Source organism: Parapedobacter soli (genome assembly GCF_025460835.1).
GTDB lineage: Bacteria > Bacteroidota > Bacteroidia > Sphingobacteriales > Sphingobacteriaceae > Parapedobacter > Parapedobacter soli.
The window spans coordinates 78,966-101,059 of the sequence record NZ_JAMXAY010000007.1 but is presented as its reverse complement, the minus strand read 5'-3'; the positions used below and the strand labels follow the sequence as shown (position 1 = coordinate 101,059).

21 protein-coding genes are annotated in these 22,094 nt (G+C 50.4%); 13 read left to right on the top strand and 8 right to left on the bottom strand.

Annotated elements, in window-relative coordinates:
- Positions 1 to 167 precede the first annotated feature (167 nt).
- The 3 genes from rplI to rpsF are packed head-to-tail and all read right to left on the bottom strand — an operon-like array spanning position 168 to position 1,259.
- Positions 168 to 611 (bottom strand): 50S ribosomal protein L9, encoded by a 444-nt coding sequence (rplI, locus tag NGM62_RS05145; protein ID WP_262246342.1) that lies wholly within the window; start codon positions 609 to 611, stop codon positions 168 to 170.
- 13 nt (positions 612 to 624) lie between these two features.
- Positions 625 to 888 carry a 30S ribosomal protein S18 gene (gene rpsR, locus NGM62_RS05140; RefSeq protein WP_262246340.1) on the bottom strand — a complete coding sequence of 88 codons (264 nt, stop codon included), beginning with the start codon at positions 886 to 888 and terminating at the stop codon, positions 625 to 627.
- Positions 888 to 1,259: a 30S ribosomal protein S6 gene (gene rpsF / locus NGM62_RS05135; protein WP_262246338.1), complete on the bottom strand. Its 372-nt coding sequence runs from the start codon at positions 1,257 to 1,259 to the stop codon at positions 888 to 890. The genes rpsR and rpsF overlap by 1 nt, the downstream gene beginning before the upstream one ends.
- A gap of 152 nt (positions 1,260 to 1,411) precedes the next feature.
- Here rpsF and rplU point away from each other — a divergent pair, with 152 nt between their 5' ends.
- The 4 genes from rplU (at position 1,412) to NGM62_RS05115 (ending at position 5,102) form a co-directional block, all read left to right on the top strand.
- The gene (rplU, locus tag NGM62_RS05130) at positions 1,412 to 1,723 is read left to right on the top strand and encodes a 50S ribosomal protein L21 (RefSeq protein ID WP_262246337.1); all 312 of its coding nucleotides are present in this window, start codon (positions 1,412 to 1,414) and stop codon (positions 1,721 to 1,723) included.
- Between the two features lie 49 nt (positions 1,724 to 1,772).
- Positions 1,773 to 2,462, top strand: coding sequence for a 50S ribosomal protein L27 (gene rpmA, locus NGM62_RS05125; RefSeq protein WP_262246336.1), 690 nt, complete (start codon positions 1,773 to 1,775; stop codon positions 2,460 to 2,462).
- A gap of 142 nt (positions 2,463 to 2,604) precedes the next feature.
- A complete protein-coding gene (locus NGM62_RS05120) occupies positions 2,605 to 3,627 on the top strand; it encodes an NAD(P)-dependent oxidoreductase (RefSeq protein ID WP_262246335.1) in 1,023 nt (340 codons plus the stop codon).
- Complete coding sequence (locus tag NGM62_RS05115) at positions 3,612 to 5,102, top strand: gluconokinase (protein WP_262246334.1); 1,491 nt, start codon at positions 3,612 to 3,614, stop codon at positions 5,100 to 5,102. Before NGM62_RS05120 ends, NGM62_RS05115 begins: the two co-directional genes overlap by 16 nt.
- Here the strand turns inward: NGM62_RS05115 and NGM62_RS05110 are convergent.
- Positions 5,085 to 6,866, bottom strand: coding sequence for an ABC transporter ATP-binding protein (locus NGM62_RS05110; protein ID WP_262246333.1), 1,782 nt, complete (start codon positions 6,864 to 6,866; stop codon positions 5,085 to 5,087). The genes NGM62_RS05115 and NGM62_RS05110 overlap by 18 nt on opposite strands.
- Positions 6,867 to 7,015: 149 nt before the next feature.
- Here NGM62_RS05110 and NGM62_RS05105 point away from each other — a divergent pair, with 149 nt between their 5' ends.
- From NGM62_RS05105 to NGM62_RS05070, 8 genes are all read left to right on the top strand, one after another.
- A complete protein-coding gene (locus NGM62_RS05105) occupies positions 7,016 to 8,056 on the top strand; it encodes a Glu/Leu/Phe/Val family dehydrogenase (RefSeq protein ID WP_262246332.1) in 1,041 nt (346 codons plus the stop codon).
- A 48-nt stretch (positions 8,057 to 8,104) separates the two neighbouring features.
- Complete coding sequence (gene nusB / locus NGM62_RS05100) at positions 8,105 to 9,052, top strand: transcription antitermination factor NusB (RefSeq protein WP_262246331.1); 948 nt, start codon at positions 8,105 to 8,107, stop codon at positions 9,050 to 9,052.
- A 55-nt stretch (positions 9,053 to 9,107) separates the two neighbouring features.
- Entirely contained in the window at positions 9,108 to 9,593 is a 486-nt protein-coding gene (locus tag NGM62_RS05095) for a DUF1573 domain-containing protein (protein WP_262246330.1), read from the top strand.
- An 88-nt stretch (positions 9,594 to 9,681) separates the two neighbouring features.
- Positions 9,682 to 10,008 (top strand): preprotein translocase subunit YajC, encoded by a 327-nt coding sequence (gene yajC / locus NGM62_RS05090; RefSeq protein WP_262246381.1) that lies wholly within the window; start codon positions 9,682 to 9,684, stop codon positions 10,006 to 10,008.
- Positions 10,009 to 10,291: 283 nt separating this feature from the next.
- Positions 10,292 to 10,954: a 3-keto-disaccharide hydrolase gene (locus tag NGM62_RS05085; protein ID WP_262246329.1), complete on the top strand. Its 663-nt coding sequence runs from the start codon at positions 10,292 to 10,294 to the stop codon at positions 10,952 to 10,954.
- Positions 10,955 to 11,012: 58 nt separating this feature from the next.
- Entirely contained in the window at positions 11,013 to 13,823 is a 2,811-nt protein-coding gene (locus NGM62_RS05080) for a PVC-type heme-binding CxxCH protein (protein ID WP_262246327.1), read from the top strand.
- 13 nt (positions 13,824 to 13,836) lie between these two features.
- The gene (locus tag NGM62_RS05075) at positions 13,837 to 15,045 is read left to right on the top strand and encodes an FG-GAP repeat domain-containing protein (protein WP_262246325.1); all 1,209 of its coding nucleotides are present in this window, start codon (positions 13,837 to 13,839) and stop codon (positions 15,043 to 15,045) included.
- The gene (locus NGM62_RS05070) at positions 15,014 to 17,314 is read left to right on the top strand and encodes a PVC-type heme-binding CxxCH protein (RefSeq protein WP_262246323.1); all 2,301 of its coding nucleotides are present in this window, start codon (positions 15,014 to 15,016) and stop codon (positions 17,312 to 17,314) included. The genes NGM62_RS05075 and NGM62_RS05070 overlap by 32 nt, the downstream gene beginning before the upstream one ends.
- 13 nt (positions 17,315 to 17,327) lie before the next feature.
- On the opposite strand, the gene NGM62_RS05065 is transcribed toward NGM62_RS05070, so the two are convergent.
- The 3 genes from NGM62_RS05065 to NGM62_RS05055 form a co-directional block, all read right to left on the bottom strand.
- On the bottom strand, positions 17,328 to 17,732 hold the full coding sequence (locus tag NGM62_RS05065) for an aspartyl protease family protein (RefSeq protein WP_262246322.1): 405 nt from the start codon (positions 17,730 to 17,732) through the stop codon (positions 17,328 to 17,330).
- Between the two features lie 60 nt (positions 17,733 to 17,792).
- A complete protein-coding gene (locus NGM62_RS05060) occupies positions 17,793 to 18,731 on the bottom strand; it encodes a malate dehydrogenase (RefSeq protein ID WP_262246320.1) in 939 nt (312 codons plus the stop codon).
- Positions 18,732 to 18,796: 65 nt separating this feature from the next.
- Positions 18,797 to 19,237, bottom strand: coding sequence for a hypothetical protein (locus NGM62_RS05055; RefSeq protein WP_262246319.1), 441 nt, complete (start codon positions 19,235 to 19,237; stop codon positions 18,797 to 18,799).
- 269 nt (positions 19,238 to 19,506) lie between these two features.
- Here NGM62_RS05055 and NGM62_RS05050 point away from each other — a divergent pair, with 269 nt between their 5' ends.
- On the top strand, positions 19,507 to 21,345 hold the full coding sequence (locus tag NGM62_RS05050; RefSeq protein ID WP_262246317.1) for a cytochrome c oxidase subunit I: 1,839 nt from the start codon (positions 19,507 to 19,509) through the stop codon (positions 21,343 to 21,345).
- 3 nt (positions 21,346 to 21,348) lie between these two features.
- Here the strand turns inward: NGM62_RS05050 and NGM62_RS05045 are convergent, their stop codons facing one another.
- Positions 21,349 to 22,047: an SMUG2 DNA glycosylase family protein gene (locus NGM62_RS05045; RefSeq protein ID WP_262246315.1), complete on the bottom strand. Its 699-nt coding sequence runs from the start codon at positions 22,045 to 22,047 to the stop codon at positions 21,349 to 21,351.
- Positions 22,048 to 22,094: the final 47 nt, after the last annotated feature.

Sequence of the window (22,094 nt, the reverse complement as noted above, 5' to 3'; positions counted from 1 at the left end):
TGGTTAACTTTTTTTATGTTAACAATAATTGTTTAAGTTCTTGCTTTTGGGGCTGACCGTGTTGGCACAATTGGATCCGGGGGTTTGGCCGCACGGCCGGAGGATTATACAAAAAAAGAGGATGCCTGCTTAGACATCCTCTGTTTATCGTAGAATCGTGCCAGGGTTTATTCCGCTACCACCTCAAATGGTACTTGCACTTTCACTTCCTTGTGCAGGTTAAGGTTAGCTACGTATTCGCCCAATAATTTGGGGTCTTCTTCGAAGGTAATACGGCGGCGGTCTACCTCAAAGCCTTGTTTTTTGAGGGCGTCGGCTATCTGGATGCTGTTCACCGACCCGAAAATCTTGCCGCTCTCACCGGCTTTGGCACCGATGGTCAGCTTCAAGCCTTCAAGTTTACTTGCCAACTCAACGGCATCATTCTTGATCTTTTCTTGCTTGAACTGGGCTTGGCGGATGTTTTCTGCCAACACCTTTTTTGCCGATGGGGTGGCCAACTCAGCATATCCTTGTGGGATGAGGTAATTGCGCCCATAACCGGGTTTTACCGTTACGATGTCGTCTTTCTCACCCAGTTTCTTGATATCTTGCTTTAAAATTACTTCCATAACGTTTACCTCCCTATTTTAATGAATCAGCAACATAAGGCAGTAGGCCGATGTGGCGCGCACGCTTTACCGCTTGGGCTACCTTACGCTGGAACTTCAACGAAGTGCCGGTAAGCCGCCGGGGTAATACCTTGCCTTGGTCATTCACAAACTTCAATAGGAAGTTCGCATCTTTATAATCGATGTATTTGATGCCGTTCTTCTTGAAGCGGCAATATTTCTTGCGTGTGTCCTCCACCTTGGGAGCGGTCACGTATTGGATCTGTTCTTTTGCCATTAGTTTGCTACCTCCTCAGTTTTGGGCGCTTCGGCCTTTTTGTTGAAAGCACCACTGCGCTTCTTCTCGTTGTAAGCAATGGCGTGCTTGTCCAGCTTTATTGTCAGGAAACGCATTACCCGCTCATCGCGCTTGTATTCAATTTCCAGTTTGCTGATCAGTTCACCGGGAGCCTTGAATTCGATGAGGTGATAGAATCCGGTTGTTTTTTTCTCAATCGGATACGCTAATTTTTTCAAACCCCAATTGTCTTCATGGACAATTTCGGCTCCGCCTTCGGTGAGGATGGTACGGAATTTGGCAATGGCCTCCTTCGATACTTCCTCAGAAAGCAACGGGGTAAGAATGATAACGGTTTCGTACTGTTGCATACTTTCCTTTAAAAAATCTAATAATTTAATAACACTAGTCCGTTTTAAAACGGGATGCAAATTTATGTATAAAGTTTTTGATATCAAAACAAAACTCCTATCTTTGCGCTTCGAATTTTAAGAGATAATTTATTTTATTTAATTCATTAACAATGTACGCAATAGTAAATATAGCCGGACAGCAATTCAAGGTTGCAAAAGACCAGCAGCTCTTTGTGCATCGTCTGCAAGGAGATGAAGGCGCTAGTATTGAATTTGACAATGTGTTGTTAGCAGAAGATGGCGGTAAATTTACCGTAGGTACGCCTACGGTGAAAGGAGCCAAGGTTTCGGCTAAGATTTTGTCACATTTAAAAGGTGATAAGGTAATCGTTTTCAAGAAGAAACGCCGTAAGGGGTATAAGAAGAAAAACGGGCATCGCCAGCAATTCACCAAGATTGAAATCACTGGCATAGCGTTATAAACCGGATTGTTTAACTGGGCAAGACCCATCATAAATAAGGAAATAAGACATGGCACATAAAAAAGGTGCAGGTAGTTCGAAGAACGGCCGTGAGTCACATAGCAAACGTTTAGGGGTGAAAATCTTCGGGGGCCAGCGCGCCATTGCCGGAAACATCATCGTCCGCCAGCGCGGTACACAGCACCATCCCGACGTGAATGTGGGTATGGGCAAAGACCATACACTGTTTGCGCTGATCGATGGCAAAGTGGTATTCCGTAAGAAAGCCAACAATAAGTCGTTCGTTTCGGTAGTACCGTTTGAAGAAGAAACCGTAGCGGTTACCGCGCCGAAAGCTAAAAAGGCCGAAGCAACTGCAAAAGAGGAAAAGCCGGCAGCTAAAAAGGCAGTAAAAGCAGAATCCAAAGAAGCTGCACCGAAGACCGAAGCCAAGGAAGCCGAGAAGAAGGAAAAGGCAGCTCCTAAAAAGGCGGCTAAAGCCAAAGCAGACGACCTGACCGTGATTGAAGGTATCGGCCCTAAGATTGCTGAGGTTTTCACCGCTGCAGGTGTTGCTGATTTTGCGGGCATCGCAGCCAAGACGGCCGAAGAATTGAAAGCAATATTGGCTGAGGCCGGCGACCAATTCAATACGGCTGTAACCGACACATGGCCCGAGCAGGCTAAACTTGCCGCCGACGGTAAGTTTGACGAGCTGAAAAAATGGCAAGACGAGCTCGACGGGGGTAAGGAAGCGTAACCCTCCCTGTCAGCACGATAGTACTCGATATTGAAAAACCGCCAGCGGAAATTCCGGTTGGCGGTTTTTTTCTTTCAGATATGGCTATTAATCACTATTTTTAGCGCTATAAAAACCATCAAAATCATTAATCAGTATATAAATGAGTAGACCAGTCATTTCCATCCTCAATTCCAGCACGTTTGGTAAACATTTCGCGGAACATATCGATACCCTGGAACGCTTTGCGGACATCCAGCATGTTACCGTTCCTGCAGATATCGATGGAGACAGCCTTGCTGTCCATTTAAAAAATTCCGATGGTATCATTGCAAGCGTCACGCCCAAGATCCCACGGCGGACACTTGAGCAATGTGATAAGTTGGTACTGTTGGTGCGTCATGGTATCGGTTGCGACAATGTAGACTTGGAAGCGGCAACGGAGCTGGGGATCATGGTGTCGCGGGTGAAAGGTATCGTAGAAAAAGAGGCAGTGGCCGAATACGCCGTATCCTTGCTCTTAGCGGGGGCACGGAAAGTAGTGGTGGGATCGCAGGCCGTGAGGAGCAGTAATTGGAGTGCTCGTGCCGGTATGATAGGTATGGAGCTGAAAGGGAAGACAATCGGCATCATCGGACTTGGCAACATCGGGTCGCGTAGTGCAGAGATTTTGTCTAAGGGATTCGGTGCCGACGTGGTAGCGTCAGACCCTTATATCTCCAAAGAGCGGTTCGCCGCCTTCGGCGCACGTGAAGTGCCTTTGGATGAACTGATCAGCACGTCGCAAGCCATCCTGTTCCATTGCCCGCTTACCGACGAAACCAAGCGGATGCTTGGACAAGCGCAGTTTGCGAGCATGCAGAAAGGCGCCGTATTGGTGAATACCTGCCGCGGTGAACTGGTAGACGAAGATGCACTGTATGCCGCTTTGCAAGAGGGGCCACTCGGTGCTTACGCTACCGATGTGGTGGAGGGGGAACCGATCGATGGCAACCACCGCTTGGCAAAATTGGAAAATGCCGTGATTACGCCGCACCTGGGCGGCTATAGCTGGGAGTCGCTCCATGGCATGGGACAAACATGTGTGGATGATTCGGTTGCAGTATTCCAGCAAAATGGCCTGCCAGGGGAAATTGCAAACCCCGAAGTTTTACAAAAAGAACACCGTACATGGCAACCGCGTTAGCCATTGACCTGGGTACTACAAATCTTAAAGTCGGGCTAGTAAATGAAAGCGGCGAGATACTCGGCCTGCGCTCGGTGGCAGTACCGGTTATAAACAAGGTGGCAGGGGGTGCCGAGCACGACCCACGGGTACTGAAGGAACTTATTGTCACCCTTGCCCGCCAAGTGCTTTCTGAAGGTGCCGCCGATGACGTGGCCTACGTTGTGGGTTCTACGTACCAGTTCGGCTTGATGCTGCTCGATGCACAGAAAAAGCCGCTGACCGGTATTACCTTGCTTGCAGACATCCGCTCGCAGCAGACGTTCGATGCTTTCTTGGATGCCTATGCCGATGTGGATATCTACGCGCAGACGGGATGCCCATTGATGACACCATACGTACTGCCGCGGTTATTCTATTTCTCAAGAAAGGAGCGAGAGGTTTTCGATAAAGCTGCATATTTTACCGACAGCAAGGCTTTTCTATTTGAATGGCTGACCGGCGAGTTTGTGACGGATGTGAGCACCGCCGCGGCAAGCCAGTATTACAACCTGAATGATGACAGATGGGATGAGGCACTCCTATCACGCCTGGGGCTTTCCGCAGCGCAGTTCCCCACCATTGAAGACGGTACTACGTACGTGGGATCGTTGACCGACGAGGTGCGTAGTGAGCTGGGACTGAAACAGCAGGTGAAGGTCCTGCTAGGCGTGTACGATGGGGCAGCATTGGCGGTGGGTCTGGGAGCCATGCAACCCGGTATCGGTATAATGAATGTCGGTACATCGGCCATGTTGCGGGTGCCGGGCCACTCGCCGGCGTTTGACAAGGACGACAACAAACGTATCCAGCCCTATGCACTGAAGAAAGGGGTTTTCCTCAACGGCGGTGCGCTCAATAATGCCGCCCTGCCGCTGAATTGGCTGCGTAACAGTTTGTTTGATGTGGACTTGCAGGACCAGGTTATGCTGCACGTGGGTGCGGAACCACCGTTGCTTTGCCTCCCTTATCTAACCAGTGAACGGGATTCAAAAACGGGGCCGTACGCCTCTGGTGTATTTTTCGGTATGCGCCAATACCACGGCAAGGTCGATATGGCACGTGCTATGCTCGAAGGTGTAGGCTATTCGATGCGTTACCTATATGAAGCGCTGAAGGAGAACCAATTGGAGGTCACTGAAATACGTATGGGAGGAGGTGGCGCCAAGATAAAAACGTGGCCACAGATCTTCGCTAACGTCCTGGGGCTGACCATACATATTCCACCAGGGGAGCAGATGGGGCTGGTGGGCAGCGCTATGCTCGCCTTCCTGGCAGACGGGCATTACCGGGATATTACCGAGATGGGCGAACGGATTATCAAAATGGGTATACGGGTGGATCCCGACAGCAAAGTGGTACCCATCCACGACCAGCGTTACGAATTCTTTAAGCAGGTTCGCGAGACTATGGCGCCCCTCTACCGGGAGCATGCTGAATTAGCTCGCCTCCTCTAGCAGTTGCTTTTCATACAGTTCGTGGTAGCTGCCTTCCATCGCCAGTAGTTCTTCATGGCTGCCCTGTTCGATCACGCGACCGTGGTCGAGCACTAGGATGTGATCGGCATTTTTGATGGTGGAAACCCGGTGGGCGATGAATATGGTGCTTTTACCGGCCATCGCCACACTGAGGTTGCGTAGGATTTCTTCTTCAGTCTTGGTATCCACGGCCGATAAACAATCGTCGAAAATAAGTATCTGCGGCTTCTTGATGAGTGCTCGCGCAATGGAAACGCGCTGCTTCTGGCCGCCCGACAGGGTGATGCCGCGCTCGCCGATGTTGGTTTCAAAGCCTTGGTCGAATGCTATGATATTATGGTACACGGCTGCCTGCTTCGCAGCATTCTCTATTTCACCACTATCGGAAGTATCGAGGCCAAAAACGATGTTGTTGGCAATGGTGTCGGAAAACAGGAATACGTCCTGTGGCACGAAGCCGATCTGGCTGCGGTAGGTTTGCAACGGCAGCTGCCGGATATCGTGACCATCTACAAGGATGGCCCCATCCTGTACGTCGTACATCCGCATGAGGAGGTTGGCCAACGTGGATTTGCCGGAGCCCGTGCGGCCGACAATGGCGAGTACCTCACCTGGTTTCACTTCGAATGATACATCGTTGAGGGCCTGGATACCGGTATCGGGGTACGTGAAGCTGACATGCTCAAACCGGATGTGGCCATTGGTTTGGAATTCTCCCGTAGCCGTCGACCGGATTTCGGGCTGTGTGCGGAGGAACTCGTTGATGCGTTTTTGCGACGCTGCCGCCCGCTGGATAAGCGAAGTAACCCAAGCCAGTGCCATGGCGGGGAATGTCAGCTGGTTTACATAAATGATAAACTCGGCAATATTGCCGGAGGTAATGGTACCCTTAGCCACTTCAAGCCCACCCACATATACCGTAATAACGGTGCTCAAGCCAACTAACAATAGGATGAGTGGGAAAAACACGGCTTCGGTTTTCACCAATGCCAAGGCAGTATCCCGGTAAGTGTTGCTCTCATCCGCAAAGCGCTCCATTTTATCTGCCTCACGGTTATACGTTTTTATTACCCGGATGCCGGAGAACGTTTCCTGTACAAACGATGAAAGGGTGGAGAGCTGCCGTTGGATGCGCTCACTGCGGCGGTTGATGATTTTGTTGACCACAAGCAGGATGGCCGAAAGAATGGGGATGGGCATAAGCGCATACAGGGCCAGTGTGCGGTTTACACTGATCATGGCGGCAATCACCATTACGGAGAGCACGACGGTATTAATGGAATACATCACGGCAGGCCCTAGGTAGGAACGCACCCGGTTTACGTCTTCCGTTACCCGGTTCATCAGATCACCCGTGTTGTTGCGGTGGTAGAACGCCATATCCAGCTGCTGGTAATGGTCGTAGATTTCATTCTTAAGGTCGTACTCGATATGCCGGGAGGTGAGGATGATGGTTTGGCGCATCAAAAACAGGAAAATGCCGCGGATAAGCGCGAGCAACAGCACCAATGCGCCGAACAGCAGCAGGCAATACCCGAAGACTTCATAGACTAGCTGCTGCCGGTCGAACCCGTCGAAAAGCCGGTACATGCTGATATTCTCCTTAACGAGATCGAAGGCTATCCGGATAACCTGGGCGGGCAGTACGCCGAAATAGTTGGATAAGACCACGAAAATCACGCCGGGGATCATCCGCCATCGGTATTTGTAAAAGTACTTATTGAGGTGTGCGAGATCTTTCATGTCGAATAGGCGACAAAAATACGAAATGTTTCGCGGGGTTGATTATATGCATAATTTTTTTGCTAAGTTTGCCCCGATATTGCAGATTATACAACGAGTTGTCGTTTTTTATGTCCGTACCTACCAAAAGCAATTCATCCTTTAAATTGATGGCACAGTTTGGCCACCAGAAGCTTGTTTTTTGTAATGACGAGGCTGTCGGGCTGCAAGCGATTATTGCTATCCATGATACAACTTTGGGGCCGGCGATAGGCGGAGTAAGGATGCTGCCCTACCAAAACACCGATGAAGCGATAGACGACGTGCTTCGGCTGTCGCGGGGCATGACATACAAGGCGGCTGTTGCGGGGGTGAACCTGGGGGGCGGCAACGCTGCGATAATCGGTGATCACCGTACGCAGAAAAGCGAAGCACTCCTGCGCCGGTTCGGGCAGTTTGTAGAAGAGCTGGCCGGTACATTCATTGCATCGCTCGATATCGGTACCACGCCCAGGGATATGGAGTTTCTGCGGATGGAAACAGAACACGTGGCAGGACTACCCAAATCGCTCGGCGGTAGTGGCGATTCAGCGCCGTTTACTGCAAAAGGGGTGTATTATGGAATAAAAGCCGCATTGAAAGAGCGCTATGGCAACGATAGCCTAGCAGGCCGCACGGTAGCTGTACAGGGTGCGGGGAATGTGGGTGAGCAATTGATCGCGTTGCTGCGTGAAGAGAATGCCAAAGTGTATGTGAGCGATATCGTGGAGGACAGGATGGTAGAGGTGGCTAATAAATATAAGGCGGTACCTGTGGCAAATAACAGCATCTACGACTTGGATGTAGATGTGTATGCACCGTGTGCGCTGGGCGGGACGGTCAACAAAGAAACCATCGCCAAAATGAGGTGCCGGATCATTGCAGGTTCTGCAAACAACCAATTGCGGGATGAAGCGGAAGATGCCAAGCGGTTGAAGGATAAGGATATCCTCTATGCGCCTGATTACCTGATCAATGCCGGTGGGTTGATCAGCTGTTATTCCGAGATTGCGGGTTATGGCGTGTCGCGTACGGCCACACTTACCGAGAATATCTACGAAATCACCCGCTCGGTGCTGCGCAAATCGATAAACGAAAACGTAGCGCCGCACCAAGCCGCAAATCAGATAGCCGAATCACGGATAGCTGATATGCGGAAGATTAAGCGATAAAACAATATAAGATATCGAGATTTTTATCGATTCGTTCTTTACATCAATATGTTAAATAGAAGGCACCTGCGGGTTAAAGTACTACAAACGCTGTATGCGTACCAACTATCGGAAGATAGGCGGGTCACCACCTTTGAGAAAGCGCTGCTCAAAAGCGTCGATCAGGTTTATGAAATGTACATCTGGGCATTGAACCTATTGGATGAGGTGTCTGATTATGTGCGTATCGACGCCGACGAAAGGGCCAATAAATTCCTCCCCTCGGCAGAAGACCTATCGCCCAATACCAGGTTGTACACCAATACATTTGTTGAGCTGCTGCGGCACAACGAGCAGTATAAGGATGCGGTAAAACGTTATAAGGTGTCTTGGAACTTCGATCCCGAGATCGTCCGTTCAGTATTTCTGCAACTGAAAGATACGGAGGCATATACCACCTATCTGAACCAGGAAGACCGGTCCCTTACAAGCGAAAAGGAAATCGTCAAATACATTTTTCGGAAAATCATCCTTAAGGCGCCGTCTATCGAACAGGCTTTCGAGGAGAAGTTCATCAATTGGCAAGTGGATAAGGAGGTGCTGCAGGCGATGGTTGCAAAAACATTGAAGAACTTCGCGAGTGAAGTGCCTGGGCAAAACAAATTGGCAGATCTGACACCAAATTGGGAGGAAGACCGGCCATTCATCCTTGATCTGCTCACCCACACCATCCGGTACGCCGAGGAGTACCAACAACTGATCGCGGCAAAAACGAAAAATTGGGAAGCTGATAGGATTGCGTTGCTGGACAACCTGCTGATGCGGATGGCTATTTGTGAATTGCTCAATTTTCCGACAATCCCGGTGAAGGTGACCATCAATGAATACATCGAGATATCGAAAGTGTTCAGTACGGCACGGAGCAACACATTCATCAATGGGGTACTGGATAAGATACTGAATGACCTGCAGGCAGCAGGACGCATAAGGAAAACCGGAAGAGGGCTTATGCAGTAGGAAACAAGGAAGAACGTTCACTGTTAATGTTAATAAAGTATATAATCAAGACGATATGAAATTGAGCATCATGAAATGGACACCTTTATTTTTCGCGGGCACCCTGCTTGTCGTGTCGTGCAATATGGGTAAAAACCAAGAGCAGGGGGCTGAAGCCGCTGATATATCCCTGGAACAGCAAGGTGAACAACCCGTTGGCCAAACCGTTATTCCCGAACCCGATTCAGCCGGTGCTATATTGGAAGTAACCGAAGACAGTTTTGACTTCGGCGTGATTACTGAGGGCAAAAAAGTAGAACACGAATTTAGATTTACCAATACTGGTAGCTCGCCCCTCATCATATCTAATGTCCAGGCGTCTTGCGGTTGTACCACCCCCGAATATTCGAAAAATCCGATCGCACCAGGTGACGAAGGATTGGTGAAAGTGGTATTTAACAGCGCTGGGCAGGTAGGTAAACAGCATAAAGTGATTACCGTTACGTCAAATGCGGTTAGTCCGAATACACTGCTGCACCTGCGCGGTGAGGTGAAAAAATGAGGAGAGGGTAGTGGATAATTGATGGTTGGGGATGATGGTGCGAAAATGCGAAAAAACAGAATAACAAAAAGCAAACAATAGACAAATGATTACATCGACAATTTTATTGCAAGCCGGTGGTGCCGGCGGAGCTGGCGGTATCATGGGGTTCCTGCCTATGATTTTAATTATCGTGGTTTTTTATTTTTTCATGATCAGGCCACAGATGAAAAAAGCCAAAGACCATAAGAAATATATCGAGGCACTCAAGGAAAACGACCGAGTAGTGACATCTGCCGGAATACACGGACGTATTGTAGAGGTGTCTGAAACGACTTTTTTGTTGGACGTGGGAGGCGGTGTGAAGATACGTTTTGATAAGTCTGCTATCGCACTTGATGCCTCCAAAGCGCAGAATACGTCGGCTAAGGCGTAAGACTAAAGTTAAATAATATATCCGTCACAGCGTTTGCACGGAAACGTGCAAACGCTGTGATTCTTTTTAGATCAATCTCGACCACAACCTACCTCCATTCTGGAAAATCTATATAACTTTACATAAGCAAAGTAGACGCAGACCTACTGTTTTCTAGTGTCTTATAGACAGCTATTAAAGGATAAAAAACAGTTAGGATAAGATAGTAGATGCGTAGTTCGCCCTGCTTTAAGGGGCTATATTTGCTATTGTTGGTTTTTTTATATCCTAAAGCATACCAAAGATGAGATATGTATATGCTTGCATCGCGCCCATTGTTGCATCGCTCGGCTTTTCAATGGCATGCGCGCAACCCAATGGGAACAACAGGGCCTACCGGCAGCCCGTGGAGTTGTTTGACGGCGTTACACTGGATGGGTGGCAACCCGTAGATCCTGCAGATGCCCATTTCTGGACGGTTGCCGATAGCTGTATAATTGGCGGCGATGGCCACACCGATGTGCCAAAAAATACTTATTTGCGTACCACACGCGAGTACGGTGATTTTGAGCTCAGGTGTTTGTTCCGTCTCTCGGGCGACCATGCCACAGGGTTTATAAACAGTGGTATCCAATACCGATCGGCGGTGGTGAACGATGATATCGTAGGATACCAGGCAGATATCGGCGACGGCCATTGGGGCGACCTGTACGACGAACATCGCAGAGAACTGCTTGTGCCCGGCGATTTACGTTCGTTGAACCGTATCCTGAACAGGGACGGTTGGAATAGTTATATCGTTCGCGTGCGTGGCAATCACCACGAACTGTATATCAATGGCGTAAAGACGTGCGACTACATCGAAACGGACCCTAATATTCCTACGAATGGAATAATTGCCATACAGCTTCATGGGGGCGGTGCGGCAAAGGTCCAATTCCGAGACATAACGATTACCGAATTTTGATAACGGTAAGACAGCTGGACGTACCGTATACCAAGTGAAACCTTACTTTATTATATAAATGAAACAGATAATAACTGATTTTACCACAAGCATCCGCTCTCCGCTTATGTTTTTTTGTTGCATGACGGTGGGGGCTATAGCCGTCTCATGCGCGGGCGGCGATTCCGATTCGACCCAAATTGACCGCGAATATGTGCTGGATGCCAAGATGATTGGCTACACTGGCGTAGGCGGCGATATCGATGGAAGACGCAACCCGGTACTACGGGCAAAAAAAGGGGAGCGGGTGAAGATTTCGCTTGTCAACGGCGAGCTGATGGCACACGATGTCTTATTGGAGAAGTATGGTGTACAAAGTGAAACGATGCTGGAAGAGGGCGACACGACAAGCGTGGTGTTCATTGCTGAATTTGACGACGAATATTACTGCACCTTGCCTGGGCACGAGCAGGTGATGCGCGGGCACTTCAGGATAGTCGAAAATTTCGAAGCTCCCGTTAGCGACAATTGGGGGGTATCGCCGCGCAAAAGCGGACGCCCGCTCAACTTCGGTTTCGAGCGCGGTAATTTGGAAGACTGGAAGGCTACGGGCAATGCGTTTGGCCCACGGTCGGTCACGTTCGACCCGGCGCCGTGGTACCCCGATAGCGTGGTACTGAAACAATCGGGCGACTATTACGTAAGCAGTGGCGGCACCCTGAACTACCAAGCCACGGGTACACTTACGTCCACCGCCTTTGAAGTGACCCATCCGTGGGCTTCTTTCAAAGTGACCGGCGGCGCGTTGGCCGGCCTCCGTGTAGAACTCGTGGATGCGGCCACCGACTCAGTCTTTTTCAATATATCGGGCCACATCAATGAAGATAAAGCCAGCGACCCGGCACATGTGGCGTTCCGGCCGGTAGTGGTAGACCTGGGCGCCCAGCGGGGAAAGGAAATCTATATCCGGCTGGTTGATGAGGAAACCGGAACGGTACCGGAAATCGCATATATCGGCGACAACCATTGGGCACATATTTCATTTGATGATTTCCGTTTCCACAATGAGCGGCCAAGCTATACAAATGAACTGCGGCCGAATGATGTCATCATCCTCCCGCCGCGCGACATCGTTCCAAATGCTGGATTGTCGGGCGAAGACGCGGCTAAGGTGATGGAGGCGCCCGATGGTTTCACGGTGACATTGGCAGCCGCCGAGCCCCAGATTGTCCGTCCGATCGCTTTCACCCAGGATGACCGCGGCCGCCTCTGGGTGGTAGAGGCACACACCTATCCGGTGCGCGCTCCCGAAGGAGAAGGTAAAGACCGCATCTTGATCTTTGAAGATACGGATGGCGACGGAACTCTCGATAGCCGGAAGGTGTTTATTGAAGGGCTTAACATGGTGAGTGGCATCGAAATAGGCTTCGGTGGCGTATGGGTTGGAGCGGCACCATATATGCTGTTTATCCCCATAGACGCGTCAACGGATAAACCGGCCGGGGAACCACAGATATTACTCGACGGCTTCGGCTATCAAGATACCCACGAAACGCTCAATTCCTTCAAGTGGGGGCCAGATGGATGGCTGTATGGTACGCATGGTGTATTTACCCACTCAAACGTAGGTAAGCCGGGTACGCCCGACAACAAACGGATTCCCATTAATGCTGGGTTGTGGCGCTACCACCCCACACGCCACGAGTTTGAAGTGTTTGCCCATGGCACCAGCAACCCGTGGGGGGTGGATTTCAATGACTATGGACAGCCGTTCTTGACGGTTTGCGTGATTCCCCACTTGTTCCATATCAGTCAAGGGGGGCGCTACCACCGCCAAGGAGGTGAGCATTTCAACCCGTATACCTATGACGATATCAAGACCATTGCCGATCACGTGCACTGGCTGGGTGACCAGGGACCACATGCGGGCAACTTCCGATCGGCAGCAGCCGGTGGGGGACATGCCCATGCCGGAGCAATGTTCTACCTAGGCAACAAACACTGGGGGATGGACAGGAATGCCATCTTCATGAACAACATAAACGGCTTCCGTGTAAACATGGATATTACCAAACGCACGGGATCGGGCTACACCGCAAGCCACGGCAAAGATTTCATCAACACCAACGACTTCTGGTCGCAATGGCTGAGCTTCAGGATTACACCCAGCGGCTCGCTCTTTGTGATCGATTGGTACGATAAAAACCAGTGCCATAGCCCGAATTCCGATGTGCACGACAAAACATTGGGTCGGATATTCAAGATAACCCACCAACAGGACCAGTGGGTAACGGTAGATCTGTCTAAACAGACGGACTTGCAGCTGGTAGAGAACCAACTCAACGAAAACGAGTTTTATGTGGTGCATAGCCGGCGGTTGCTCCAGGAAAGGGGTGGCAATAGTCAAGTGTATGATGCCCTGTGGAAGATATTCAATGAAAACCCCGACGTGACGCGTAAGCTACGAGCCCTTTGGGCACTGCACGTGACCAACGGAATCAGCGATCAGCAGGTGTTAGATTTGCTAGACCACGACGATGAGTACGTGCGCGGTTGGGCCATCCAATTCATCGCGGAAGACAGCGACGTATCCGATGATGCCCAGCGCCGTTTCGAAACACTTGCCAAACGCGATACATCGGCTTTGGTACGCCTGTACCTGGCATCGGCATTGCAACGGATGGAGCTGGAGCAACGGTGGGAGGTCGTGAAAAACCTGAGTATGCACGAGGAAGACGCTACAGACCAGAATATTCCACTCATGGTATGGTATGCCTTGGAACCGCTGGTAGGTATAGATGAGAACCGCGCGACAGAATTGGCGAAGAGCGCTAAATTGCCGGGGTTGACAGATTTTGTTGCCCGGCGCATCGCCGATAGCAAAAAATAACAGCACAATGACTATGGTGAACAGTATTGGATCTTTCTTGCTGACCGTCGGCCTATCGGCGGTGGCTACGGCTGCCTGTACGCAACAGGCGCAGCAGCAGAGGCATAGCGGGCCGCTCGATTTTAAGAAGCATACGCTGACAACGGAGTTTATATCGGAGGGGGTCGCTGTGGCCGATGTGAACAACGATGGCCATACCGATATCATTGCCGGAGCACGTTGGTTTGAGGGTCCCGATTGGCAGAACGTACACGATATTTACCACGAAGAGCAGGTTTTTGACGGCACGACCGGCTATAGTAACTCGATGCTGAATTTTACCATCGATGTCGACCAGGACGGCTGGATTGATTACATCCGCGTGGATTTCCCCGGCCAGCAGGTATGGTGGTACCGGAATCCCGGCACAGACGGAGGCTATTGGGAGCAGCATGTGATTGCACAAGCGGCGAGTAACGAATCGCCTGCCTTCGTTGATATCGATGGCGACGGCCGCAATGACATCTTGTGTGGCGATCCGAACACGGGAGAAATGGTGTGGTTCCGCTGTCCGTCGGAAAAAGGCGATACCACGTGGAATCGCTACGCGATCAGCCGTAAGGATATGCCCGGTACAGCAATCTTTTCGCACGGACTCGGTTTCGGCGATATCAATGGCGACGGGCGCGGGGATGTAGTTATCAAGCAGGGCTGGTGGGAGGCTCCGGCAGACCCGACACAGCCCGATTGGGTATTCCATCCCGCAGAACTCGGTTTGGACTGTGCACAGATGTACGTGATGGATGTGAATGGCGACGGTTATGCCGATGTAATCAGTTCATCGGCCCATCGGTATGGCATGTGGTGGTATGAGCAGGGGCGCGATCCGGCCGGCCGGACCACCTGGAAACTCCGCGAGATCAATAGTGACTATTCACAGACCCACGCGTTATCGCTTGTGGACCTCGACAACGATGGCGATATGGACTTGGTAAGCGGTATGCGTTATTTCGCACATCAAGGCCATGACCCCGGCGAGTCTTTCCCTCCCACGATTTTCTGGCTGGAGTTTATACCGGGAGATAGGCCGGCTTGGGTTATGCATATCATTGATGAGGATTCGGGGGTGGGCTTAAACAATGTGGTGGAAGACGTGAACGGTGACGGTCTACTGGATATTGTGGTGGCCAATAAAAAAGGGGTGTTCTATTTTGAACGGATATCTGCGGGAGACCACGAATAGCGCCCCTTCCATTGCCTGTATGCCTGTAAAGGCAGGCCTGCTTTGCTTTATCTGGCTGCTGTGGTGCAGCAATGTGTTCGGCACAGGTCGCTTAGCCGGTACTACAGCGGTGGATACACTGGTGGATTTGCCATTGCCCAAGCCACCTATGGCTTCAATGGAGCTCGTTCAGGTGCCCGATGGGTTCGTGCTGGAGCTGTTTGCGAGCGAACCGGAGATCGGCAAGCCCATTGCGATGGACTGGGATGAGCGTGGCCGGCTTTGGATTATCGAAACCGTGGCCTACCCCAACTCGATAAAAAACCAGCCAGGTGATGGGGATGACCGCATCCTGATCTGTGAAGATACCGACGGCGATGGGAAGGCCGATAATTTCACTGTGTTTGCCGATGGACTGAAAATCCCTACTTCCTTTGTGTTTACCCATGGCGGTGTGTTGGTAGCCCAGGCCCCTTATTTTTTGTTTCTGAAGGATTTGGATGGCGATGATGTGGCCGATACCAAAGAGGTTGTCATGACAGGTTGGGGGGTGTTTGATACCCACGCCGGGCCTTCTAACCTACAGTATGGGTTAGATAACAAGCTGTGGGGGACCGTCGGGTATGCTGGGTTTGACGGCTATATCGCGGGTGACCGGACTGTATTAAAACAGGGTGTCTTCCGTTTTGATGCCGATGTGGACGGGGGCGTGGATGGCTTTGAATACCTAGCCGGGATGTCAAACAATACGTGGGGATTGGGTTTCTCCGAAGATTTTGACGTATTCGTTTCCTGTACAAACAATGAACATAGCGTATTTTTGGGGATCCCCAACCGCTATTTTGAAAGGGTAGGTGTGGCGGGTAGGGGTACTGGGCCTATCGATTCGCACTATGAAATCCACCCAGTAGTAGACCAACTGCACCAACTGGATGTAAAGGGCGGCTTTACCGCGGCGACCGGCCATAACCTGTATACGGCACGCTCATTCCCAGAAGATTATTGGGGCAACACGGCGTTTATCTGCGAACCTACCGGACGGCTGATCCATAAGCATGTCATTGTACCGCATGGCTCGGGATTCAGGGAATTGGGGGACGGCGGGAATATGCTGGCGAGTAGCGACAGCTGGTTCAGTCCGGTAGCGGCAAAGGTAGGCCCGGATGGTGCACTCTGGCTGCTGGATTGGTATAATCTGATGGTTCAACACACACCCGAAGGGCAAGATGCTGCTCAAAATCCTGGCCGTGACCTGTTCCGAGGCCGGGTTTACCGGCTAGTTTATAAGAAGGGTCAGGCTACCGCAAAGCCTAAGCTTGACATAGATGATGCAATGTCTATGATTGCAGCGCTGCAAAGTGATAACCTATTTTGGCGTACCACGGCCCAGCGGCTTATCGTACAACGCCGTATGGTTGACCTTGCGGATGCGCTGTGTGCACTGGTACAGACAAACACGGTAGATGCGATCCAAATGAATGGTCCAGCATTGCATGCCGTTTGGACCCTGTCTGGCTTGGGATTACTGGACGGCAGCCATCCGAAGACCTTAGCGACAGTGTTGGGCGCGTTGAAGCACGCGGCCCCCGGAGTACGGAAAGCAGCTATCCAAGCATTGCCGGTGCACATCCCCGATGTTGCCCATGCACTATTGACTTCGGGAGTACTGGATGACCCGGACGGCCGGGTGAGATTGGCGGCTTATCTGGCCCTAATGGATGCGGAAACTAACCCGGAAATCAATGAAGCTATTTCTGCAGCAACAAGAGAAAGCCGGAATACCGACGACAGGTGGATTGCCCAAGCATTGAAGCTTTTGGAGGCGGTACATAACCAACCGCCTTTGGGGGCCAGCCGACTTGCCGCGGTGGGTGAAGATGCGCTCCGTGAAAAACTGCTGACGCGTGAGGTAGACCAGGTTGTTGCGCTCCGTCCCCGGTTGGGCCAATTGCGATACGACAAACAATTTTTCGAAGTGAAGGCGGGATCGACCATACGAATCGAATTCAGCAATCCGAATTATACGCAGCATAACGTGGTTATCGTGAGGCCGGGCGCATTGGATAGGGTCCGCGATGCGGCCGAGGAGCTCGCGCGCGGGCGGGAAGGTGCCGAACAGCAGTATATACCGGCTACCGATGACGTGTTATTCGCTACGCCATTGGTAAACCCCGATGATAGCTGCGAATTGCTATTCACCGCGCCCACCGAACCGGGCAGCTATCCTTTTTTGTGTACCTTCCCGGGGCACAGCGAAACGATGCACGGTACCATGGAGGTGGTTAAGTAAAGATAAAACACGTTTATCGGTGGATAATCGGCGCTTTTACGGGGAGTTTCCGTGTGCGTAAGGTTAATGTAGATTTCCGGTAATTGATCACCCCGCCATACCGTGTGAGGATGTCACCGCCCACTACACCGATAACCGGGTCGATATCAAGCTGCTGGTAGGCGTAATTGATAGTGGATAAATCCAATACGGCAACTTCATAGTTCTTCAGGTGGAGGCCGCCAATCTGTAGATCGGGTACATTGAGCGTAAAGCTCTGCATCGAGGTGGTGCCCAACCCGGTAGATACCATATCGGTATGCTTCAATACCATGTCTTCGTGAAGATGGGTCTCGACCGTGGTTTTATCAAATACCGTTTTGGATGCGCCGGTGTCTAGGACCGCTTGGAAAGAATGCCCAAAAACAATGACTTCCATCAAAAGGTGGAAGCCATTGTCTTGAAGATTCAGTAAGGTTAACGGGACAGTGACCATGGACTAAAGCGCCCCGATTTCTTTCAATACATTATTCATGGTACGGACTGCTTCGGCACTTTTCGCGAAGGCAGCTTTTTCTGTGTCGTCCAACGGGAGGTCGAGGATACGTTCCCAGCCGCCTTTTCCCAATACTACCGGTACGCCGAGGTTGATGTCGCTTTGACCGTATTCGCCTTCAAGGTAAACTGATGCGGTGAAGAGCTTTTTTTGGTCGCGCACGATACTCTCTACCACTGCGGCGGTAGATGCACCCGGTGCATACCATGCCGAGGTACCGATAAGCTTGGTCAAGGTGGCACCACCGACCATGGTGTCGGCTACAATCTGTTCTTGTTCTTCTTTTGATAAGAACTGTGTTACCGGCAAGCTATTCCAGGTAGCGTGGTTGATGAGTGGAATCATAGTGGTATCACCGTGGCCACCGATAACAATGGCGTTGAGGTCAGCCGGCGAGGCACCTAAGCGTAGGCTCAACTGGTAGCGGAACCGTGAAGAATCAAGCGTGCCGCCCATACCGATGATACGGTTTTTGGGAAGTCCTGTGGCCTTGAGCGCCAGGTAAGTCATCGTATCCATAGGGTTGGAAACCACCACCAAGATGACATCAGGCGAATATTTCAGCAGGTTTTCCGCCACCTCTCGCACGATGCTGGCGTTGGTGCCAATGAGCTCTTCGCGTGTCATTCCCGGTTTGCGGGGAATACCCGAAGTAATGACAGCCACGGCAGAGCCTGCGGTTTTACTGTAATCATTGGTTACACCGGTAACCTTGGTGTCAAAACCCAGCAATGCAGCGGTCTGCGACATATCCTGAGTTTTCCCTTCAGCCAGCCCCTCTTTGATATCTAACAATACCACTTCTTCAGCGAGTTCACGGCGGACAATATTGTCTGTGGTGGTAGCGCCTACTGCTCCGGCGCCTACAACGGTTATCTTCATAAGATTATGTATTATTTACTTGGTTCCTACTCGTTTTATCGACCGTAGCGAATATAGGGAATATTTTACAAACCGCTTAATAAGGATTTCCCTATGGTAAATAATAACCCAACTTTTACCAGTTCGGCAGTGATGAAAAAAATATGTAGGCTTGAAGGCCGGACGGGCTCGTTGTTGATTACACGCCGGGCACGCTTGTCGAGGACCGGAAGCATCCATACCGTTTGTAGGATTAATATGGCAACAATGATTAGCAATACTACATTGCCGGTAACGCCCGCCAATCCTTTTCCGATAAAGCTACCGATAGCCACGATGATGGCCAATACCCATTCTAATTTATTCAATGCACCGAATACGAGGCGGCCGATGCCCAGACCGATGGCCGTGGTTACGCCGGGCGCCCTGAATTTCAACCATGCTTCGAGAAAACTGATCCCGAGGATAAGACCTATCCAAATAAACGTGGCTGCAATTGCCACAGATTGTGCCGTCAAGACTTCCATGAAAATGTTTTTGACAAATATATCTTTTTTAATAAAAGATATAAAACTCTTTTATTAACTTTGACTCACCATTAGGTGACTCCCAATCGCTTGCTTTGCCAGTTATCTTGGTGTTTGATGTAAATCAGTGAATCTGCTCAAAGGTAAATGATACCTGTTGCATGTTTTGGGGCTCCCTATTTTGAGTCGTCCAATTTGCCAATCGGCTGTGATGTTCTCCCGTTTTTGGCATCCGGGCGGTAACGATAGTATTAAATAATGTATTTAACATGGAAGCACACGCTCATTCCGAACCACAAAGTTTTATCACAAAGTATGTTTTCAGCCAGGACCACAAGATGATTGCAAAGCAATTCCTCATTACTGCGATCATCATGGCTTTCTTCGCGCTGCTGTTATCTATTTTATTCCGCCTGCAACTGGGCTGGCCCGACAAATCTTTCCCAATATTGGAAGTTTTTCTGGGTAAGTGGGCCGAGGGTGGGCGGATACGCCCGGAATTTTACCTGGCACTGGTTACCATTCACGGTACGATTATGGTGTTTTTCGTGCTTACGGCGGGGCTCAGCGGCACATTCAGCAACCTGTTGATACCCCTGCAGATCGGTGCGCGGGATATGGCTTCGCCCTTTCTGAATATGTTGTCTTATTGGTTCTTTTTCAGTTCGTGCGTGGTATTGATGATTTCATTTTTTGTTGAAAGTGGACCGGCAAGTGCTGGCTGGACGGTTTACCCGCCGTTATCGGCTATACCGAAAGCAATCCCCGGTTCAGGTGCCGGGATGACAATCTGGTTGATCAGCGTCATCCTTTTCGTCATCTCTTCACTCATGGGATCGCTCAATTACATCAGCACCGTACTTAATCTGCGGACAAAAGGGATGGACCTCTGGCGGATGCCGCTTACCGTATGGGGGCTGTTCCTGACAGCCGTGGTGGGGTTGCTTTCATTTCCCGTACTTGTAGCCGGTTTGGTACTACTGATTTTCGACAGGAGCTTCGGTACGAGCTTTTACTTGGCCGATCTCGTAATACAGGGCCAGATTCTGCCCAATGAGGGGGGGAGCGTGATTTTATGGGAGCATCTATTCTGGTTTTTGGGGCACCCTGAAGTATATATAGCTATCTTGCCGGCATTCGGCATCGTGTCAGAGGTGATATCCACCAATGCAAGGAAACCTATTTTCGGATACCATGCAATGGTGTATTCGCTGATAGCGATACTGACGCTCTCTTTCTTGGTTTGGGGGCACCACATGTTCGTGTCGGGTATGAATCCTTTCTTAGGCAGTGTTTTCATGATGACCACCTTGATCATTGCCGTACCCTCCGCTATCAAGGTATTTAATTACCTCGCGACGCTTTGGCGGGGCAACCTGCGGTTTACGCCGGCCATGCTGTTTGCAATTGGCTTCGTGTCGTTTTTGATCTCAGGCGGGCTGACCGGACTCTATGTAGGGAATGCTCCCATCGATATCCACCTGCACGATACCTATTTCGTAGTGGCCCACTTTCACCTGGTAATGGGGTGTGCGGCTATTTTCGGTATGCTGGCGGGTACTTACCATTGGTTTCCCAAGCTCTTCGGACGTATGATGGATGAGAAACTGGGGTATTTACATTTCTGGATTACCTTTGTGTGTGCCTATTTTGTGTTCTTCCCGATGCACTTCATGGGTATAGACGGTGTGCCTAGAAGGTATTACGCCTTTACCGAATTCCGGTTCATGGACCATTGGCTGCCGGTGAATATCTTTATATCGTGGTCGGCCATCATAGCCGGTATAGCACAACTGGCATTCTTGTGGAATTTCATCCACTCGATGTTTTATGGTAAAAAGACGGTACAGAACCCGTGGCGTGCCAACTCATTGGAATGGACTACGCCGGTGGAACACCTCCATGGCAATTGGCCGGGTGAGCTTCCCACGGTACATCGGTGGCCATACGATTACAGCAAGCCGGGGCACGAGGAGGACTTCATTCCACAGACTACGCCATTCTCGGTGACGATGACCTCCAATATAGCACGCGATTTCGAAGGGAATCCCCAAGGGGCCCGTATGCAGGAAGAGTGGGAACGTAAACAGGAAGCGCCGTTGAAATAGCTGCTATATGGATAATAGCTTGAGGTATTTGAGTACGTAATCGGATTTTTCGCGCGATTTGTATTGCTGGATGAAACGGGGGTGCTCCAAAACCACCAATTCGCCGAAGAGTTGCTCCTCCATATTGATTTTTTCAAGATAGGCAGCATTCTTTTTCCCGAGTACGTACACCTTCGATGTATCTACAGGTAGTTGCAGGTGGTTTTTCAATGTAGCCACCATGAAGGGCTTAACCGCTTCAAATAGCGATTTATCGTCGTAATAGTTAGCATTGATCCACCGGTTGCGCTCGTTGTGGCGGGTAATGGCCAGCGGGAATGGTGAATTGATGTAAAAATCACGGTAAAACGCGTGTGCCCCACCATATTGCTCAATAACGTCATACAGGTACACTGAGGACGGTTCGTGGGAATAGGCGGTTTTCATTTCTATACCGCATACGTTTTTCAGCCGTTTGGTGTCAGTAAACGGTACACCGGTGATGCCGGCACCATGGCGGCTCGGATTGATACCGATGATGAATTTCCGCTTTTTATTGTCCTTGTAGAATTTACCGTAAAAACGTTCCATCGTGGGAATCGTCTCGGGGTTTTCGATAAAGGGATTTATAACCGCAAAACCCTCGGGTAGGTTGCCCGTGTATTCGAGCTGCTTGTTGAATGCGATCACCTGATCGCCGAATGATGGATTATTGGTAGGCATGGAACAATATAGCAAATATCTCCCGGATTTGGAAAGACGTGATTAAT

Coding starts and splice junctions, on each gene's coding strand:
- rplI (WP_262246342.1), bottom strand. CDS start 611: ATGGAAGTAATTTTAAAGCAAGATATCAAGAAACTGGGTGAGAAAGAC.
- rpsR (WP_262246340.1), bottom strand. CDS start 888: ATGGCAAAAGAACAGATCCAATACGTGACCGCTCCCAAGGTGGAGGAC.
- rpsF (WP_262246338.1), bottom strand. CDS start 1,259: ATGCAACAGTACGAAACCGTTATCATTCTTACCCCGTTGCTTTCTGAG.
- rplU (WP_262246337.1), top strand. CDS start 1,412: ATGTACGCAATAGTAAATATAGCCGGACAGCAATTCAAGGTTGCAAAA.
- rpmA (WP_262246336.1), top strand. CDS start 1,773: ATGGCACATAAAAAAGGTGCAGGTAGTTCGAAGAACGGCCGTGAGTCA.
- NGM62_RS05120 (WP_262246335.1), top strand. CDS start 2,605: ATGAGTAGACCAGTCATTTCCATCCTCAATTCCAGCACGTTTGGTAAA.
- NGM62_RS05115 (WP_262246334.1), top strand. CDS start 3,612: ATGGCAACCGCGTTAGCCATTGACCTGGGTACTACAAATCTTAAAGTC.
- NGM62_RS05110 (WP_262246333.1), bottom strand. CDS start 6,866: ATGAAAGATCTCGCACACCTCAATAAGTACTTTTACAAATACCGATGG.
- NGM62_RS05105 (WP_262246332.1), top strand. CDS start 7,016: ATGGCACAGTTTGGCCACCAGAAGCTTGTTTTTTGTAATGACGAGGCT.
- nusB (WP_262246331.1), top strand. CDS start 8,105: ATGTTAAATAGAAGGCACCTGCGGGTTAAAGTACTACAAACGCTGTAT.
- NGM62_RS05095 (WP_262246330.1), top strand. CDS start 9,108: ATGAAATTGAGCATCATGAAATGGACACCTTTATTTTTCGCGGGCACC.
- NGM62_RS05085 (WP_262246329.1), top strand. CDS start 10,292: ATGAGATATGTATATGCTTGCATCGCGCCCATTGTTGCATCGCTCGGC.
- NGM62_RS05080 (WP_262246327.1), top strand. CDS start 11,013: ATGAAACAGATAATAACTGATTTTACCACAAGCATCCGCTCTCCGCTT.
- NGM62_RS05075 (WP_262246325.1), top strand. CDS start 13,837: ATGGTGAACAGTATTGGATCTTTCTTGCTGACCGTCGGCCTATCGGCG.
- NGM62_RS05065 (WP_262246322.1), bottom strand. CDS start 17,732: ATGGAAGTCATTGTTTTTGGGCATTCTTTCCAAGCGGTCCTAGACACC.
- NGM62_RS05060 (WP_262246320.1), bottom strand. CDS start 18,731: ATGAAGATAACCGTTGTAGGCGCCGGAGCAGTAGGCGCTACCACCACA.
- NGM62_RS05055 (WP_262246319.1), bottom strand. CDS start 19,237: ATGGAAGTCTTGACGGCACAATCTGTGGCAATTGCAGCCACGTTTATT.
- NGM62_RS05050 (WP_262246317.1), top strand. CDS start 19,507: ATGGAAGCACACGCTCATTCCGAACCACAAAGTTTTATCACAAAGTAT.
- NGM62_RS05045 (WP_262246315.1), bottom strand. CDS start 22,047: ATGCCTACCAATAATCCATCATTCGGCGATCAGGTGATCGCATTCAAC.